Raw genomic sequence first — 17011 nt, 5'->3', positions numbered from 1 at the left:
CCCCGCCATCCACCAGCCCGGCCCGCCAGCTCGGTGTGCTACCGGGGCCATCGGGGTCGTCCCGTGCTCAACCTCCCGTAACCGCCGCGTCCATGATCCGGGCCAGCTCGGCCGGTCGGGAGAACATCGGCCAGTGGCCGGTGTCCATCTCCACCAGGTTCCACCGCTCGCTCTTCAGCAACTCGGCGACGTCATCGGTCGGTTGGTCGCCGTCGAGCAGGCACTTGATGTACGTCGCCGGCAGCTCGCCCATGGAGCGGGTCACTACGGCGGGCTCGGTGAGCGAGGCACCCGGATGCGGGGTCGAACCGCCCACGAACCGGGCGATCTGCTCGTCGGTGAGTTCCTGCCCCTCGCAGTCCTCCGCCGTGATCGGCGCCCACGACCCGCCGTCCGCCGCGAGGATCGCCTCGAAGGCTGCCCGGCCCTGCCACCACGCGGAGGCGAAGGACTCACCGTCCGCCGGAACGCCCGCGTCCACGAATATGACCCGGGTCAGCCGGTCCCCGATCCGCTCGGCGGCCTGACCGACCGGGATACCGGAGTAGCTGTGCCCGACGAGGACGACGTCCCGCAGATCGAGCCGCTCCACCTCGTCCACGATGTCCTGCACATGCGTCTGTTGCCCCGCCTCCACGCCCCGTCTCTCCGCGAGTCCGGACAGCGTCACGGGATGCACCCCGTGCCCTGCGGCCCGCAGCTCCGGCACCACATCGCTCCACGCCCAGCCCCCGAGCCAGGCCCCAGCCACCACAACGAATTCAGCCATGAGATCAACGTAACGCGAGGGTCTGACAACGGCCCCGGACCGACCTCCTGCCCGGACGGAACCTGCTTGGATTCCCGTATGACGAACAGGTCTGTGGCGGATGGGTCCATGACGGATTGGTCGAAGCTCACTCACGCGTACGGCTCGGCGGAGGACATACCCCCGCTGCTCGACCGGCTCGCGTCGGACCCGACGCCCGAGGACTGGGCCGATCTGTGGTCGGCGCTGTGTCACCAGGGCAGCGTCTATCCGGCCAGCTTCGCGTCCCTGCCCTGGCTGGCGAGCGTGGCCGACGGCGGCGGAGGGGGCGGGGGCGGGGGTGGCGCGGGTGATCGTACGCAACGGGTCAACGCCGTCGCCCTGGCCGCTGCGATCATCGCCGGCGCGACCGAGCCGCCCGGCACCGGTGGCGGCGTCCGCGAACGGTACGCGGCCGAGATCGCCACCCTGCTGTCCCTCGCGAACGCCCACCTGCGCACCACATCCGACGGCACCGCGCCCGACCACGTCGAGTACGCGTACCTCCTGGAAGCCGTCCTGGCCTTCGAGGGCGTGGCGGGATGGAGCGAGGAACTGGCGTGGGGGCTCACGAACGAGGAGTACCAACTCGCCTGCCCCGCCTGCGAGGCGGGCGTCTTCGTCGTCATCGGGGAGCGGGGCCACTTCTGCTCCCGGGACGACCACGCCCCGGCGGCCGGCGACGCGGGGACCCGCCCCCTGCGCCCGGCCGACCCCACCCATCTGGACGGCATCGGCCGACGGCTGCACGACACCGCGCTCGCCGACGGGCAGCGCGAGATCGCCCACGCGCTGACCTACGTCTTCGGCGACGCGACCTGCCCCGACTGCGGTACGGACTTCTCGGTGGCGGCCCAGATCGACGCCGAGTGGCCGACCACGGCCCCCGGCGCCCATGAAGAGCCGCCGTCCGAGTGAACTCCGAGGAACACGAGCCGGACCGGAATACGAGCCGTCCGGCGCCTAGTTGAACGAGCCATGAGCGACGACACACGTTTCGACCCGCACGCGCTGCTCGCACGGAGCCGGCTCGGCGTACTCGCGACGATCAAGTCCGACGGCCGCCCCCAGCTGTCGCCCGTCATGCCGTCGTACGACCAGGCGGCCGGAGTCATCCGGGTGTCGACGACCGCGGGCACCGCCAAGATCGCCAACCTGCGCCGGGACCCACGGGCGGCCCTGGAGGTGACCAGCGCGGACGGCCGCGCGTGGGCCACCGCCGAGGGCACGGTCACCCTCGCGGGCCCGGGAACCGACCCCGATGGCCCCGAGGTCGAGGCCCTGGTGGACTACTACCGATCCGCCGCCGGCGAACACCCGAACTGGGCGGAGTACCGCTCCGTCATGGTCACGGACCACCGCGTACTGCTGACACTGACGGTGGAGAAGGTTTACGGGGCCGATCTGTCGTAAGACGACGCGCTGAGGATCAGCATTTGACGGTGTCGGCGGGTGCCGATGGCATCACGGTCGCCGCCCACATGACGGAGGGACCGGAGCCGGTCCGGCTGCTCCGTCGCCGCCGGACGCGCTCACCGCGCCCTGCGTACCCTCGTCCACGTGCCAGCCTCACCCCTGCATCACGTCGCCGTCCTCGTGCTCGAAGGTGCGAAGCCTCTCGATGTCGGTATTCCGGCGCAGGTGTTCACGACCCGCGCGAGCATGCCGTACGAGGTGCGGGTGTGCGGCGCGGCGCCCGGTCTCGTGACCGGTGGCGATGGCCTCGCGTACTACGTCGCCCACGGCCTCGACGCGCTTGCGTGGGCCGACGTCGTCTTCGTCCCCGGCTACCGCTTTCCGGACCGCGATGACCCGCCGCAGGCCGTCGTTGACGCGCTGATCGCCGCCCATGATCGGGGCGCGCGGCTCGCCGCCATTTCTACGGGCGCCTTTGCGCTCGCCGCCACGGGCCTGCTCGACGGCAAGCGCGCCACGACGCACTGGCACTACACGCGCGCACTCGCGGCGAAGCATCCGCTCGTCCAGGTCGACAAGAACGTTCTGTTCGTCGACGAGGGCAGTGTGCTGACGTCGGCAGGCGCCGCCTCGGGTATCGACCTGTGCCTGCACATTCTGCGCGGCGATCTCGGGGTGGCCGCGTCGAACCACGCGGCCCGGCGCCTGGTCGCGGCCCCCTACCGCAGCGGCGGTCAGGCGCAGTACGTGCCGTACAGCGTGCCCGAGCCGCTCGGCGAGCGGTTCGCCGCCACCCGCGAGTGGGCACTGCATCGGCTCGGCGAGCCCCTCACCCTTGACGTGCTCGCCCGGCACGCGGCGGTGTCGCCGCGTACGTTCTCGCGGCGCTTCGTCGAAGACACCGGGTACACGCCGATGCAGTGGGTCATGCGCGCTCGCATCGACGTGGCCCGTGAGCTGCTGGAGCGTTCACAGCGGGGCATCGAGCAGATCGCCGCCGACGCCGGTCTCGGCACCGGTGCGAATCTGCGGCTGCACTTCCAGCGCATCCTCGGCACCACGCCGAGCGAGTACCGGCGCACCTTCACCCGGGGCGAGTAACCCGCGTGGCGGCGTGGCGGGATCCTTGCGTGGCGGGATCCTTTTGAACCGTGGCGATCCCGCCACTGTCAGCGGCGCCGGCCGCGGGCGAGCCTGATGTGGAAGGGAAGGGACATCACTCATGACTCGCATCGCCATCAACGGATTCGGCCGCATCGGACGCAATGTGCTGCGCGCACTGCTCGAACGCGACAGCGGCCTGGAGGTCGTCGCCGTCAACGACCTCACGGAGCCCGCCACCCTCGCGCGGCTCCTCGCCTACGACAGCACGGCCGGCCGGCTCGGGCGCCCGGTGACCGTCGACGGGGACGCGCTCGTCGTTGACGGCCGTCGCATCACCGTGCTTGCCGAGCGCGAACCCGTGCGGCTGCCGTGGGCCGAACTCGGCGTCGACATCGTGCTGGAGGCGACCGGCCGCTTCACGTCGGCCACGGCCGCCCGCGCCCACATCGACGCGGGCGCGAAACGGGTACTCGTCAGCGCGCCGGCGGACGGCGCCGATGTCACACTCGCGTTCGGGGTCAACACCGACGCGTACGACCCGGCCGTGCACACGATCGTCTCGAACGCCTCGTGCACGACCAACGCGCTCGCGCCGCTGGCCAAGGTGCTCGACGATCTCGCCGGTATCGAGCACGGCTTCATGACGACGGTGCACGCCTACACGCAGGAGCAGAACCTCCAGGACGGTCCGCACCGCGACGCCCGCCGCGCCCGTGCCGCCGGTGTCAACATCGTGCCGACCACGACAGGCGCCGCCAAGGCGATCGGCCTCGTACTGCCGAATCTCGACGGCAAGCTGTCGGGCGACTCGATCCGCGTACCGGTTCCAGTGGGATCGATCGTCGAACTCAACACGACTGTCGCCCGCGACGTGACGCGCGAGGACGTGCTGGCGGCGTACCGCGCCGCGGCGCAGGGGCCGCTCGCCGCCGTACTTGAGTACTCGGACGACCCGCTCGTGTCGTCCGACATCACGGGCAATCCCGCCTCGGCGATCTTCGACTCGGCTCTCACCCGCGTCGACGGCCGCCACGTCAAGGTGGTCGCCTGGTACGACAACGAGTGGGGCTTCTCGAACCGCGTGATCGATACGCTCGAACTCCTCGCCACCGGCTGACCGGGTACCTGGGATAGCGTCCCTCTCATTCCGGACGAGTGAGGGGGACTTCGTGCTGGTTCAGGTGCGTGGGCGGGGGGCCCGCTGGTGGATCACGTTCGGGGTGACCACGTTCGGGGCGCTGTTCTTGGTCGTCGGGTTGATCCTGGCGGGAGTGTCGATCTCGTTCCTGGCGGACGCGGAGCGCGCCCCGGGCACGGTGGTGGCCCTGGAATGGCGGAGCGACCACAGTGGCGTATCCCGCAAGAACCGGGCGAGCGACAAGCCCGCGGCGTATCCGGTGGTCGAGTTCACGTCGACGGACGGCACGCCGAGGACGTTCCGGAGCTCGACGGGCTCCAATCCACCGGCGTACGAAGAGGGCGAGCGGGTCGAGGTGTTGTACCGCGCCGATTCCCCCGAGGACGCGCGGATCAATGGGTTCGCCTCGCTGTGGCTGCTGCCGCTGATCTTCGGTGGGATCGGACTGGTGATCGCGGGGATCGGGACGGCCATCGCGTGGGCGACACGGAGACGTTCCTAGGCCCGCCACATCTTCTGGGTTGAGGCATTCAACGGCTTCTCGGACTGACTGTCAGATCGTGGGGTGCTGGCCACGGACCGGGCTGAGCGACTCCGGAATGGTCGCCGTCTGAATATGGGCGGCGTCCACCGTCCGACCGCTGATGGTGAACTGGGTGAGCCCTGTTCGTGGGCAGGGATGGGCAGGACCGGGAGCAGGAGGGCGTCGTACCGCTGGAAGTACTCGGTGAACGCGTCCCGGAGACGTTCGATGCCCTGTTCGGCCAGGACGTAGTCGCGGATGGACGTGTCGGGGCCGGCGAGCATGGACGTGGAGACCTTGGCCATCTGGTCCTCGTGGCCGGCGGTGACGTCCCGGAAGGCCGACTTCACCCAAACCCCTCGTCCAGGTGATTACGCGGGCAGGTGGCCTCCCAGGCTGCCTCGATCATCCCAAAGATCTCGTCCACCGCCGCCTCCGGTTCGGCCGCTTCACGGGCCAGCGAATAGGCGTCGATCACGAACCTCGCGATCGTCCGGCTCGCCGTTGCGGTCTGTGACAGTTCGGGATCGGCGGCGATGGCTGTTGCCAGCGTCTCGGCGTGGCGCAGCCTCATCGACTCCTCGTATTTCCGCAGGCCGGGTGATTCGTCGATCATGCGCCAGATCGGGGCGGCGCTGTCCGCCGTGCAATGTCGCACCAAGGCGTGGATCTCGCGGCGTAGTACGGGGATGAGCGGTTCGTGCGGCGCGCGGCCGGTGACCGCCTGCGCGAGGCGTTGCTCGAAGTCCTCGTCCTGCTCGAACACCAGGGCCTCTTTGGAGGCGAAGTGGGAGAAGAGCGTGGTGACGGCCACGTCGGCCTCGGCGGCCACGTCGCGGATGCCCACCGCGTCGTACCCACGTTCCAGGAAGAGCCGCAGGGCGGTATCAGCGATCTTCTGGCGGGTCGCGGCCTTCTTGCGCTCGCGACGTCCCGGGGGCACGGTCGTCATGCCTTCACGCTATCAGGTACGAAGTTGAAGTTGTTTCAAAACACTAACCGTTAGTGTTACGGTCCATCACATGAAGAAGGTGAGCTTCGCCGAGTTCGGCGGTCCGGATGTTCTGCAACTCATAGAGGCCGAGGAGCCCCACGCGGGCCCCGGCCAGATACGCATCGCCGTGCGGGTGGCGGGAGTGAACCCCGTCGACTGGAGGATCCGCGAGGGCCAGTTCCAGAAAGAGCGCACTCCGGCGCACCAATCGAACGAGTTGCCCGCCGGAGTGGGGCAGGACGCCTCCGGGGTGGTGGACGAGGTCGGCGAGGGCGTTGAAGGGGTCGCGGTCGGCGACCACGTGTTCGGCAGAGGGTCGAGCACCTACGCCGAGTTCGCTGTACTGCGGGCCTGGGCCCGTATGCCCGAGGGGCTGACGTTCGAAGAGGCGGCCGGGTACCCCTCCGTGGTGGAGACCGCGCTGCGGATCATCCGTGAGGTCGGTGTGCGGCCCGGACAGACACTGCTGGTCAGCGGTGCGTCCGGGGGAGTCGGGTCGGCGGTGCTGCAGATCGCCCGCGACCGCGGCATCACGGTGATCGGCACCGCCGGGGCCGCGAACCAGGACCATCTGCGGAGCCTGGGCGCCCTCGCCACGACGTACGGGGAGGGCTGGGTCGAACGGGTGCGGCAGCTCGGCCAGGTCGACGCGGCCCTCGATCTGGCCGGCTCGGGCGTGATCCGCGAACTCGTCGAGCTGACCGGGGACCCGCAGAAGGTGATCTCCATCGCCGATCTCGGTGCGCCGGAACTCGGTGTCCGCTTCTCGGGCGTGACCGGGAACGTGCCTGATGCGCTCGCCGAGGCTGTCGGCCTCATCTCGCGGGGAAAGCTCCACATCCCGGTCGAGAAGTCGTACACGCTCGCCGAGGCCGCGGCGGCCCACATCGACAGCCAGGCCGGTCACACACGCGGGCGCCGCGTCGTTGTCGTCTGAGCCGGTTCCTGCACGGTTGCCCGCCCGGCAAGCTGACCTCGGCGGTGGCCCGCAGATGGACCGGGAACGGATAGCCGCCATCGGTGGGTCGGTTGTATGTCGACGTGGTGTGGAACACTTTTGCAAGCGTGTGCTTGCAAAAGTTAGCGGGGCGGGGCAGGGTGGAGGCATGGCATCGCTCAACGTCGGCAATCTCGGTGAGTACCTCCGCGAACAGCGGCGCAACGCGCAGCTGTCGTTGCGGCAGCTCGCCGACGCCGCCGGGGTGTCCAATCCGTATCTGAGCCAGATCGAGCGCGGGCTGCGCAAGCCGAGCGCCGAGGTGCTCCAGCAGGTCGCCAAGGCCCTGCGGATCTCCGCCGAGACGCTGTACGTACGCGCCGGCATCCTCGACGAACGCGAGCGGGACGAGCTGGAGACGCGTGCCGTCATCCTCGCCGACCCCTCCATCAGCGAGCAGCAGAAGCAGGTGCTGCTCCAGATCTACGACTCCTTCCGCAAGGAGAACGGGACCGCACCCGGTGACGGAATCACCCCCGGGGGCGCGATATCCGGGGACGGCGGCGGCGACTCCGACGACGGCGATGCCCGCCGGCGCGAAACCTGACACCTGCACACCAGACAACAGACAGCACCACAAAACCCTCGTACCGAAGTGATCCGGGAGGACCGCTGACCATGGCCATCACCGACGATCTGCGTAAGACGTTCGCCGACCCGACCCCCCTCTACTTCGCCGCCGGTACGGCCGATCTGGCCTACCAGCAGGCCAAGAAGGTGCCGGGGCTCGTCGACCAGCTGCGGGCCGAGGCTCCGGGCCGTATCGACGCCATGCGCAACACCGACCCCAAGGCCGTCCAGGACAAGGCGACGGCCCGCGCCAAGGAGGTCCAGGAGACCCTCCAGGCGAAGGTCACCGAGTTCATCAGCACCCTCGACACCGACTTCAAGAAGCTCGGCGAGTCCGCCCAGGACTTCGCGCTGCGCGGGGTCGGGGTCGCCGCCGAGTACGCCGTCAGGGCCCGTGAGACCTACGAGAAGGTCGCCGAGCACGGCGAGGAGGCCGTCAAGACCTGGCGCGGGGACGCCGCCGACGAGATCCTTGAGGTCGCCGAGGCCGTCGAGCCCAAGCCGGAGTCCGGCCAGGTCGAGGACGAGAAGCCCGGTCCGGTTCCGGCGCCCGACGCCTCCGAGAAGAAGCCCGTCGCGAAGAAGCCCCCGGCCCGCAAGCCCGCCAACGGCAGCTCCTCCGCCAAGAAGCCCACCCCGCCGTCCGGCAAGTGAACAACCGCAGGGAGCCGGGCACGATCGGCGTGCCCGGCTCGTTCTGCGGGTACGGTGGCGGCGTAGGAAATATTCGACTCGGGTGGTGGGCACTGTGCTGATGACCGGATTCAGCGGCCTCATGTGGCTGCTCTTCACCGCCATGCTGGTCTTGGCGGTAGTGGCTCTGGTGATGGCGGCCCTGGCCCGCGATGACGCGTACCGTGCCGCCGACAAGCAGAACAAGATGTTCTGGCTGATCATCCTGGGGATCACCGTCGCGGTGAATCTCCTGGTGCCCATGCTGTTCCTGCAGATCGCCGGGCTGATCGCCACGATCGTCTTCTTCGTCGACGTCCGACCCGCGCTCCGCCAGGTCTCCGGCGGCGGTGGCGGTCGCCGTGGCCGAGGCAGCAGCAGCGACGGTCCGTACGGGCCGTACAACGGCGGGCGGTAGGCCGTCTCGCGGTTGGTCGTCCGGCGGTAAGTCCCCGGACGTTCCCCAGGCGTGCCGGGCGGGCAAACGTTTCAGCGCCGCTGTGCGCTGCCGCTCAGCCGGTCGAGGAGGACCACGGCGACATCGTCCGTGAGGTCGCCGCCATTGAGGTCCCGTACCTCGTTGACGGTGGCCTCCAGGAGGGATTCGCCGTGCAGGCCCGCCGCGAACTGGCGGCGGACGATGTCGACCATGCCGTCCTGGCCGAGGCGTCGGTTCCCGTCCCCGACGCGGCCCTCGATCAGGCCGTCCGTGTAGAGCATCAGGCTCCAGGCGCCGCCCAACTCCACCTGTCGGCGCGGCCAGCGGGCGCGCGGCAGCAGCCCGAGCGCCGGGCCGCCGCTCTCGTACGGGAGCAGTTCGGCCGGGCGGCCGGGGCGGGCGATCAGCGGGGCCGGGTGTCCGGCGAGGCTGAGTCCGGCGCGGCGGCCGTCCGGTGCGATGTCCACCGTGCAGAGGGTCGCGAAGATCTCGTCGTCGGCCCGCTCGTGCTCCAGTACCTGCTGGAGCGTCGACAGGAGTTCGTCGCCGCACAGTCCGGCCAGCGTCAGCGCCCGCCACGCGATCCGCAGCTCCACACCGAGCGCGGCCTCGTCGGGACCGTGGCCGCAGACGTCGCCGATCATCGCGTGCACCGTGCCGTCGGGCGTACGGACCGTGTCGTAGAAGTCGCCGCCGAGCAGCGCGCGGGAGCGGCCGGGGCGGTAGCTCGCCGCGAACCGCAGTGACGAGCCGTCGAGCAGCGGGGTCGGCAGGAGGCCGCGCTCCAGACGGGCGTTCTCCTGGGCGCGCAGACGGGATTCGGTGAGCTGGTGCTGGGCGGAGTCGGCGCGCTTGCGCTCCACCGCGTACCGGATGGCGCGGCTCAGCAGCCGGGCGTCCAGTTCGTCCCGGAAGAGGTAGTCCTGGGCGCCGACGCGTACGGCCTCGGCGCCGCCTTCCGCGTCGCCGGAGCCGGTGAGGGCCAGGACCGCGTGCCGGGGGGCCAGGCGCAGGATGTGCTTGAGCGTGGCCAGTTCGTCGGCCTCGCCGCCCGCGCCGGCCGGAACTCCCGGGCGCCCCTGGGGCAGAGCCAGGTCGAGCAGGATGCAGTGCACGTCGTCGGTGAGCAGCCGCTCGGCCTCGGTGAGGTTGCGGGCGGTGCGGATACGGATGGGTTTGCCCGCCGCGTCCAGGAGTTCGGGGATGCTCAGCGCGCCCGCCGGGTCGTCCTCGATGACCAGCAGGGTGAGGTTCGTCCCCGATGCGGGCGCGTGACCGGGCCAGGGTTCCGGTGCGGAATCGGAGTCCGCTGCCGGACCGGACGCGGAACCGGAACCCGTAGAGGAATCCGACGCGGTACCGGAATCCGAAGCCGTACCGGAGTTCTGCGTGGGGACCGCCGGTATCGCCGGGGTCGTGGGCGCGGCAGTGGGCGCCGTCTGAGCCTGACCACTCTCCGCGGCCGGGATCGCTCTCTGCCGCGGTACGGGTGCGGGCATCGTGTGGTTTCCTTCCCTCCCCCCGAGGGCAGGGTGGGGCGACGATCGACGCCCCACCAGACGGGGACCATAGCGGGTGCCGGCGCCGTAATGGAATGGCATATGGAATGGCGCGAGGCAATCAGCCACCGTCATATGCCGCATCCCAGGGCGCAATTGGGCGCGCATGGTCCTCCAGGGGATGACGAACATCACGCGCCCAAGGTTGAGCCCTCACCCCGACGTGCCTCAGATCACGTGCCCCAGATCACGTGCCGCCCGTCACATGGCGGAGCCCATTGCCTACGGGGCCACTCGCCCTACTTGGCAACTTGCCCTACTTGTCCGGGCGGACCACTCCGAGGATCTTCATGGAGCCGGCGCCGGCGATCGTCACCGTGCGGCCCGGACGTGGGGAGTGGATGATCGCGCCGTCCCCTATGTACATCCCGACATGGCTGGCGTCGTCGTGGTAGATGATCAGATCGCCGGGGCGCATGTCCTCGATGGCGATACGGGGGAGCCCGGCCCACTGCGCCTGCGAGGTGCGCGGGATGCCTCGGCCCCCGGCGGCCCACGCCTGTGAGGTGAGCCCCGAGCAGTCGAATGTCTTCGGGCCCTCGGCGCCCCACTGATACGGCTTGCCGAGCTGCTTCGTCGCGTACGCGACGGCCTTTTTGCCCTGACTGCTCGCCTTGCTGTTGATCTCGTCCAGTATGCCGGAGTTCAGCCAGGTGGACTGGGCCTTGAACTCCGCCGCCTGCTCCAGCTTGAGGAGCCGCTCCCGGTCCTCCTTCTCCAGCTGGGACTCAAGCTTCTTCGCGTCCGCGATCCGCTGCTTGACCTTCTTCTTGGCGCCGGCCTTGGCCTTGCGGTTGGCCTCCAGCTTCTTCCAGCCGGTGGACGCGTCCTTGGCGTACAGCTCCAGGTCCTGCTGGGTCCTCGCCATGTCCGTGAGCAGCCCCTTGGTGGCCTGCTGGCCCTGCCGGACGCGGCCCGCGCCGTCCAGGAAGCCCTTCGGGTCGCCGCTCAGCATCAACTGGGCCTCGGTCGGCAGTCCGCCCGTGCGGTACTGGTCGCGGGCGGCGGCGCCCGCGCGGTCCTTCAACGCGTCCAGCTTCGCCTGGCCCTTGACGATGTCCTGGGCCAGCTCCACGATCTGCTTCGACTGCTCGTCGGCCATCTCCTGAGCGGCGTTGTACTGATCGGTGGCGACCGACGCCTCGTGATAGAGCCGCTCCAACTCCTTGCGGACCTCTTCAAGAGTCTTGTCGCTCTTGGGTGTTGAGCTGCCCGGGGTCGGCTGCGGGGTCGGACGGGCCGCCGGATCGGCGAACGCCGTGCCCGGCGCTCCCAGTACGGTGATCGCGCAGACCAGCGCCACGGCCGCGGTGGTCAGACTGCGGTTCACGGTCACGCTTCCGCCCCCCTCAAACCCTCAGACCTCAAGCTGATTTACCGTCAGTAACTTGTGGTGCGCCCTCGGATGGTGCCATGCCGCCGCGCAATACGACAGAGTCGTGAAGCCCGACTTGCGGCCCGATGTCCCCACCCGTCTCATCTGACGAGCGGGCCCCCGAGATCGTTCCCGGGCCCACGGCCGGATACGCCCCAGCCACTCATGCCAGATGCTCAGACCAGTTACTCAGGCCAGTTACTCATGGCCGCGGGGCCAACGCGTCCCATTTCACCGTGATTTCGCCCTGCCGCCATCTCGACGGTTCGTCCGTCACCGGCCAGTCGCCCGTCAGGTCTTGCACGGCGCGGATCCAGCGTTGCCGTGCGCCGTACGCGGCGTAGGGCGCGGCGGTCGCCCAGGCGCGGTCGAAGTCGCGCAGGAAGGCGTGTACCGGTTCGCCCGGGACGTTGTGGTGGATGAGGGCCTTGGGGAGGCGTTCGGCGAGGTCGGACGGGCGGTCCAGGGATGCGAGGCGCGTCGCGAAGGTCACCGTACGCGGGCCCTCCGGGCCGAGCGCGACCCAGACGTGGCGGCGGCCGATCTCGTCGCAGGTGCCCTCGACGAGCAGGCCGTCGGGGGCGAGACGGGCGCACAGGCGCTGCCAGACCGCGGGGACCTCGGACTCGTCGTACTGGCGCAGGACGTTCGCGGCGCGGATCAGTACGGGGCGGTGGGGGAGCGGGACCTCGAAGCCGCCGTGGCGGAAGGTGAGGCCCTCGCGCGCGTAGGGGGTGGCGGCGGTGACGCGGGCCGGGTCGATCTCGACGCCGACCACCTCGGCGGTGGGGGCCACTGTGCGGAGGCGGTTCAGGAGTTCTACGGCTGTCCAGGGGGCGGCGCCGTAGCCGAGGTCGACCGCTGTGGGGGCGCTGGTGGTGCGGAGGGGGTGGGCGTGAGTGGTGGTGATCCAGCGGTCCATGCGGCGTAGGCGGTTCGGGTTGGTGGTGCCGCGGGTCACCACGCCTATGGGGCGCGGGGGCATGCCTTGAGGTTACGGGGTCGGGCGCCGGTGGTTCCGTCGGTACGGGGGGCTCCCCACCCACCCGCCCTTTCCCTGCGGGGCGCCCGGCATCCGGGCTGAGTGGCTTCCTTGCCCCTTGCTTCGGGGGCGCCGGCACTTGGCGTTGTGCCCACCCGTTCCGCCGTGCGGAACGCCTGCCCACAACGGGGTGGGGTGGGAAGGGGTGGGCGTGGGTGCCGGTGGCTCTCCGTGGGGGTTGAGTTCGGGTGGGTAATTGTTTGGCAAAGTGGAAATGGGGGTGGGGGGATTACGTGTTCATCGGTTCGGGGCGTGTCCTTGGGAGGGCGCGTGCGCCGGGACCGTAGCCGTAGGAGCCGCAAGGAGGACCGCTTCGTGAGCCAGTACGTCAGCAGGCTCGGGAGACGTTCCGCCGTATCCCCGTCCCGGCTGCGGCTGCCGGGCACGTCCAGGCGGCCACGGCGCGTGGCCATGCTGAGCGTGCACACGTCACCGCTGCACCAGCCCGGCACGGGCGACGCCGGCGGCATGAACGTTTACATCGTGGAGCTGGCCAAACGTCTCGCCGCGATCAATATCGAGGTCGAGATCTTCACGCGCGCGACGACCGGTGCCCTGCCGCCCACGGTCGAGCTGGCGCCCGGCGTGCTCGTACGCCATGTGGACGCGGGCCCGTACGAGGGCCTGGCCAAGGAGGAGCTGCCGGCGCAGCTCTGCGCGTTCACCCACGGTGTGATGCAGGCGTGGGCCCGGCACCGGCCTGGGTACTACGACCTCGTCCACTCGCACTACTGGCTCTCCGGGCACGTCGGCTGGCTCGCGTCCGAACGCTGGGGCGTCCCCCTGGTGCACGCCATGCACACCATGGCCAAGGTCAAGAACGCCGCGCTCGCCGAGGGCGACACCCCGGAGCCCGCCGCCCGCGTCATCGGCGAGACCCAGGTCGTACGTGCCGCCGACCGCCTCATCGCCAACACCGCCGAAGAGGCCGACGAACTGGTTCGGTACTACGAGTCCGACCCCGGCAAGGTCGCCGTCGTCCATCCCGGCGTCAATCTGGACCGCTTCTGTCCGGCCGACGGTCGCGCCGCCGCACGGGCCCGGCTCGGTCTGCCGCAGGATGCCCTGGTGCCGCTGTTCGCGGGCCGTATCCAGCCCCTCAAGGCGCCCGACGTACTGCTGCGCGCGGTCGCCGTACTCCTCGACGAGTGCCCCGATCTGCGCCGGCGGCTCGTTGTTCCGATCGTCGGCGGCCCCAGCGGCACCGGGCTCGCCAAGCCGGAAGGGCTCCAGAAGCTGGCCGCGCGGCTGGGGATCGCGGATGTCGTACGGTTCCGGCCGCCTGTCGGGCAGGAGCAGCTCGCGGACTGGTTCCGGGCCGCGTCGGTCCTGGTGATGCCGTCGTACAGCGAGTCCTTCGGCCTGGTCGCCATAGAGGCTCAGGCGGCCGGTACGCCGGTGCTCGCCGCCGCGGTCGGCGGACTGCCCGTCGCGGTACGGGACGGGGTGACCGGCATCCTGGTCCACGGCCACGAACCCGGGGCCTACGCGCGCGTGCTGCGCGAATTCGCCGACAACCCGGACCTCTGTACGCGGATGGGCGCGGCGGCGGCCCGGCACGCCGGGTCTTTCGGCTGGGACACCGCCGCGTTGGCTACGGCGGAGGTTTATATGGGGGCGGTGGGGGATCACCGCCGCGTTAGGCTCCGCACCCGGCAGAACTGAGGGGCTGCGCCCCTCGCCCCCGGATGCCCGGGAGCCTTGGCTTGGCACCGCCGGGTGCCGCCGTCGTGGCTGAGCGCCGCTGCGGCGGGATTGGGAGGGGCTGCCGCCCCTCGCCACCCCGGCACCGAGGGATGAGGGGCTGCGCCGCCTCGCCCCCCGGGTGCCGTCGTCTTGGTTGAGCGCCGTTGCGGCGGGATTGGGAGGGGCTGCCGCCCCTTGCCGCCCTGAGGGGCTGTGCCCATCTCGCCCCCGGCACTTGGAATGAGAGGGGTTCCGGCCCTCGCCGAATTGCGGTACCCGCCATTTCGTCCCCGGAACCAACGGTCGCGTCCCCTCGTCCCGTACGCTCCCCCCCATGTCCGACGTAGCCGTGATCATCGAGCAGGTGTTGGCCGATGCCGGTGTTGATGTGGAGTGGGAGAGTCCTGAGCCCGGGGTGTTTGTCGTGAAGTTGCCCGGGACTCGGAAGTTGTCGACGACCGTGTCCCTGATCGTCGGGAAGCACTCGCTGTCGTTGAACGCGTTCGTGGTGCGGCATCCCGATGAGAACGTCGAGGGTGTGCACCGGTGGCTTCTTGAGCGCAATCTCAAGCTGTACGGCGTCAGTTACGCGGTCGATCCGCTCGGCGATGTCTATCTCGTCGGCAAGTTGCCCCTCGCCGCCGTCACCCCCGACGAGGTGGACCGGCTGCTCGGTTCCGTACTCGAAGCGGCCGACGGTGGTTTCAACACGCTCCTGGAGCTGGGATTCGCCTCCGCGATCCGCAAGGAGTACGCCTGGCGGGTGTCCCGGGGCGAGTCCACGCGGAACCTGGACGCGTTCACGCATCTGACGCAGCGCCCAGCGGAGTGACCCCCTTCCCACTCTCGTAATTGGCTCGCAATTAGGTGGCGCAAGCCTCTTTCCCGTCCCATCGTCGCCATGGCATGCTCACCGCCGACGCAGATATGAACTCTGTTCACATCCATGGAAGGCGGGCGCATGGATCAGCAGGATCAGCACCTTTGCGGCGGAGGGCTCGGGCGGCGCGCTCTGCTCGGCGGCGCCGTCGCCGTGGCGGCCTTCGCCGTGAGCGGTGGCACCGCGGTGGCGAGCGGAGGCGGCCCAGGTCGGACACCCGGCCGCACGCCCGATCTGTGGCGGGAGTACGTCCGCGACCCCTTCACGCACCCCCAGATCCCCTACGTCGGCCGCGCCGGCGCGCACGGTGGTGAGCGGCGCCTTCCGCGCCGCCCGGTCGTCGCGAACGTCCTTCAGTACGGCGCCCAGGCGGACGGCTCCGGCGACGCGGCGCCCGCGATCAACCGTGCCATCGCCGCTGCCGGCAGGGCCGGCGGTGGCACGGTTCTGCTTCCCCCGGGCACGTACCGCATCGACGATCTGATCCACATCGGGCACTCGAACGTCGTCCTGCGCGGCGCGGGCAGCGGCCGGACCAAGCTGTACGCGACGAAACACCTCACCGACCTCATCGGCGTCTACGGCTCCCGCTACGGCGGTGACAAGTCGAGTTGGTCCTGGGCCGGCGGACTCATCTGGCTCTGCCCGGAGGACCGTTTCCGTACGCTGACCGACGCGATCAAGGCAAAGGCGTGGCCCTTCGAGGGCTGGACCGGTAACCAGCGCGACGAGTGGTCCACGTTGACCACGGTCGAGCCCGCGCTGCGCGGCTCCTGGTCGGTCAGGGTCGCCGACGCGTCGAAGCTCCGCCGCGGCGACCTGGTCCTGCTGCGGCTCGCCGACGACCCGGCGCACGGGCTCCTCAAGCACATGGCGGGCGACGGACCGGGACCTGAGGCGTACTCCTGGGACGACAAGACCAAGCTCACCTCCTACGTGCCGTACGAGTGGCCCGTACGGATCGCCTCCGTGCGCGGTCACAAGGTCACCTTCGAGCGCCCGCTGCCGCTCGACGTACGCCCCGAGTGGGACCCGCGGCTCACCACGCACGTCGAGGCGCTGACCGGCTCGGGCGTGGAGGGCCTGACCCTGGAGGCCGTCGAGACCCCGCAGTCCCCGCACCTCCTGGACAAGGGCTACAACGGCGTCACCTTCCAGTGCGCGTACGACTGCTGGGCCGACGACGTCTGCGTACGGCACGTCGACAACGGCTTCGGACTGGTCGCCGCCTCCGCGTGCACCCTGCGCCGGACCCGGGTCGCCGGACGCGGTGCGCACCACCCGTACTTCTGCCGCGAGGGCGCGCACGACAACCTCATCGAGGACTTCACGATCGAGCAGCGCACGGTGCCGGCGCCCTCGGGCACCCAGTTGCACGGCATCAACGTCGAGGGACTGTCCTCGTACAACGTGTGGTCGCGCGGCGACATGCGGATGGGCACCTTCGACAGCCACCGCGGGATGCCCTTCGCGAACGTGCGCACCGACATCACCGTGAACAACAACGGCCGGCACGGCGGCGACGCCATCGCGGGACCCCTGTTCGGCGCCCGGTTCACCCACTGGAACATCCGCGTCACCAACGGCCGCGCGGGGCTGATGAAGATCGACGGACTCGCGCCCTGGAGCGCCACCGTCGGCGTCAACGAGGTCACCGAGTTCGACCAGATCGACGTACCCGACTTCACCGGCGATCTGAACGCGCGCCTGGAGCTGTACGGGACGACCGACGAGGTCCGCCCACGCAATCTGTACGACGCCCAGCGTGACCTCTAGGCATCACCTGTAGAGCCGCGGCCACCGAAAGCGCCCTCCCGCGCGCGTGGGGG

At 70.1% G+C, this 17011-nt stretch carries 17 protein-coding genes; 12 read left to right on the top strand and 5 right to left on the bottom strand.

The genetic code is table 11. The features are described from left to right. Nucleotides 1–67: 67 nt before the first annotated feature. Nucleotides 68–769 carry an alpha/beta fold hydrolase gene (locus ACFVT5_RS12390; RefSeq protein ID WP_389884999.1) on the bottom strand — a complete coding sequence of 234 codons (702 nt, stop codon included), beginning with the start codon at nt 767–769 and terminating at the stop codon, nt 68–70. A gap of 108 nt (nt 770–877) precedes the next feature. Here ACFVT5_RS12390 and ACFVT5_RS12385 point away from each other — a divergent pair, with 108 nt between their 5' ends. The 5 genes from ACFVT5_RS12385 (at nt 878) to ACFVT5_RS12365 (ending at nt 4947) form a co-directional block, all read left to right on the top strand. After that, nucleotides 878–1705 carry a hypothetical protein gene (locus tag ACFVT5_RS12385; RefSeq protein ID WP_389884996.1) on the top strand — a complete coding sequence of 276 codons (828 nt, stop codon included), beginning with the start codon at nt 878–880 and terminating at the stop codon, nt 1703–1705. A 60-nt stretch (nt 1706–1765) separates the two neighbouring features. Next, nucleotides 1766–2200: a PPOX class F420-dependent oxidoreductase gene (locus ACFVT5_RS12380; RefSeq protein WP_389884993.1), complete on the top strand. Its 435-nt coding sequence runs from the start codon at nt 1766–1768 to the stop codon at nt 2198–2200. A gap of 147 nt (nt 2201–2347) precedes the next feature. Beyond that, on the top strand, nt 2348–3304 hold the full coding sequence (locus ACFVT5_RS12375; RefSeq protein WP_389884990.1) for a GlxA family transcriptional regulator: 957 nt from the start codon (nt 2348–2350) through the stop codon (nt 3302–3304). A 121-nt stretch (nt 3305–3425) separates the two neighbouring features. Further along, nucleotides 3426–4424: a type I glyceraldehyde-3-phosphate dehydrogenase gene (gene gap / locus ACFVT5_RS12370; protein ID WP_389884987.1), complete on the top strand. Its 999-nt coding sequence runs from the start codon at nt 3426–3428 to the stop codon at nt 4422–4424. A 52-nt stretch (nt 4425–4476) separates the two neighbouring features. Beyond that, on the top strand, nt 4477–4947 hold the full coding sequence (locus ACFVT5_RS12365) for a DUF3592 domain-containing protein (protein ID WP_389884984.1): 471 nt from the start codon (nt 4477–4479) through the stop codon (nt 4945–4947). Between the two features lie 367 nt (nt 4948–5314). Here the strand turns inward: ACFVT5_RS12365 and ACFVT5_RS12360 are convergent, their stop codons facing one another. Next, nucleotides 5315–5920, bottom strand: a complete 606-nt coding sequence (locus tag ACFVT5_RS12360; RefSeq protein ID WP_389884982.1) for a TetR/AcrR family transcriptional regulator — start codon at nt 5918–5920, stop codon at nt 5315–5317. Nucleotides 5921–5990: 70 nt separating this feature from the next. On the opposite strand from ACFVT5_RS12360, the gene ACFVT5_RS12355 reads away from it, so the two are divergent. From ACFVT5_RS12355 to ACFVT5_RS12340, 4 genes are all read left to right on the top strand, one after another. Beyond that, nucleotides 5991–6899, top strand: a complete 909-nt coding sequence (locus ACFVT5_RS12355) for an NADP-dependent oxidoreductase (protein ID WP_389884979.1) — start codon at nt 5991–5993, stop codon at nt 6897–6899. Nucleotides 6900–7068: 169 nt separating this feature from the next. After that, nucleotides 7069–7506 carry a helix-turn-helix domain-containing protein gene (locus tag ACFVT5_RS12350; RefSeq protein ID WP_389884976.1) on the top strand — a complete coding sequence of 146 codons (438 nt, stop codon included), beginning with the start codon at nt 7069–7071 and terminating at the stop codon, nt 7504–7506. Between the two features lie 71 nt (nt 7507–7577). Then, a complete protein-coding gene (locus tag ACFVT5_RS12345; protein WP_389884973.1) occupies nt 7578–8183 on the top strand; it encodes a hypothetical protein in 606 nt (201 codons plus the stop codon). A gap of 94 nt (nt 8184–8277) precedes the next feature. Continuing rightward, nucleotides 8278–8619 carry a DUF2516 family protein gene (locus ACFVT5_RS12340; protein WP_389885296.1) on the top strand — a complete coding sequence of 114 codons (342 nt, stop codon included), beginning with the start codon at nt 8278–8280 and terminating at the stop codon, nt 8617–8619. A gap of 71 nt (nt 8620–8690) precedes the next feature. Here ACFVT5_RS12340 and ACFVT5_RS12335 read toward each other — a convergent pair whose 3' ends face one another. The 3 genes from ACFVT5_RS12335 to ACFVT5_RS12325 form a co-directional block, all read right to left on the bottom strand. After that, nucleotides 8691–10139, bottom strand: a complete 1449-nt coding sequence (locus tag ACFVT5_RS12335) for a PP2C family protein-serine/threonine phosphatase (RefSeq protein WP_389884970.1) — start codon at nt 10137–10139, stop codon at nt 8691–8693. A 316-nt stretch (nt 10140–10455) separates the two neighbouring features. Beyond that, nucleotides 10456–11535 carry an NlpC/P60 family protein gene (locus ACFVT5_RS12330; RefSeq protein WP_389884968.1) on the bottom strand — a complete coding sequence of 360 codons (1080 nt, stop codon included), beginning with the start codon at nt 11533–11535 and terminating at the stop codon, nt 10456–10458. A 241-nt stretch (nt 11536–11776) separates the two neighbouring features. Next, nucleotides 11777–12559 carry a class I SAM-dependent methyltransferase gene (locus ACFVT5_RS12325; RefSeq protein ID WP_389884965.1) on the bottom strand — a complete coding sequence of 261 codons (783 nt, stop codon included), beginning with the start codon at nt 12557–12559 and terminating at the stop codon, nt 11777–11779. A gap of 372 nt (nt 12560–12931) precedes the next feature. Here ACFVT5_RS12325 and mshA point away from each other — a divergent pair, with 372 nt between their 5' ends. The 3 genes from mshA to ACFVT5_RS12310 all read left to right on the top strand — a co-directional run bounded on the left by mshA (nt 12932) and on the right by ACFVT5_RS12310 (nt 16958). Then, nucleotides 12932–14281 carry a D-inositol-3-phosphate glycosyltransferase gene (gene mshA, locus ACFVT5_RS12320; protein WP_389884962.1) on the top strand — a complete coding sequence of 450 codons (1350 nt, stop codon included), beginning with the start codon at nt 12932–12934 and terminating at the stop codon, nt 14279–14281. A gap of 355 nt (nt 14282–14636) precedes the next feature. Continuing rightward, nucleotides 14637–15134: a YbjN domain-containing protein gene (locus ACFVT5_RS12315; protein WP_389884960.1), complete on the top strand. Its 498-nt coding sequence runs from the start codon at nt 14637–14639 to the stop codon at nt 15132–15134. Between the two features lie 129 nt (nt 15135–15263). Then, complete coding sequence (locus ACFVT5_RS12310; RefSeq protein ID WP_389884957.1) at nt 15264–16958, top strand: glycosyl hydrolase family 28-related protein; 1695 nt, start codon at nt 15264–15266, stop codon at nt 16956–16958. Nucleotides 16959–17011 lie beyond the last annotated feature (53 nt).

Origin of the sequence: Streptomyces sp. NPDC058001 (assembly GCF_042886315.1) — a bacterium.
In the GTDB taxonomy this organism is placed as follows: Bacteria; Actinomycetota; Actinomycetes; order Streptomycetales; family Streptomycetaceae; genus Streptomyces.
This window is presented reverse-complemented; position numbering and strand designations above follow the sequence as displayed.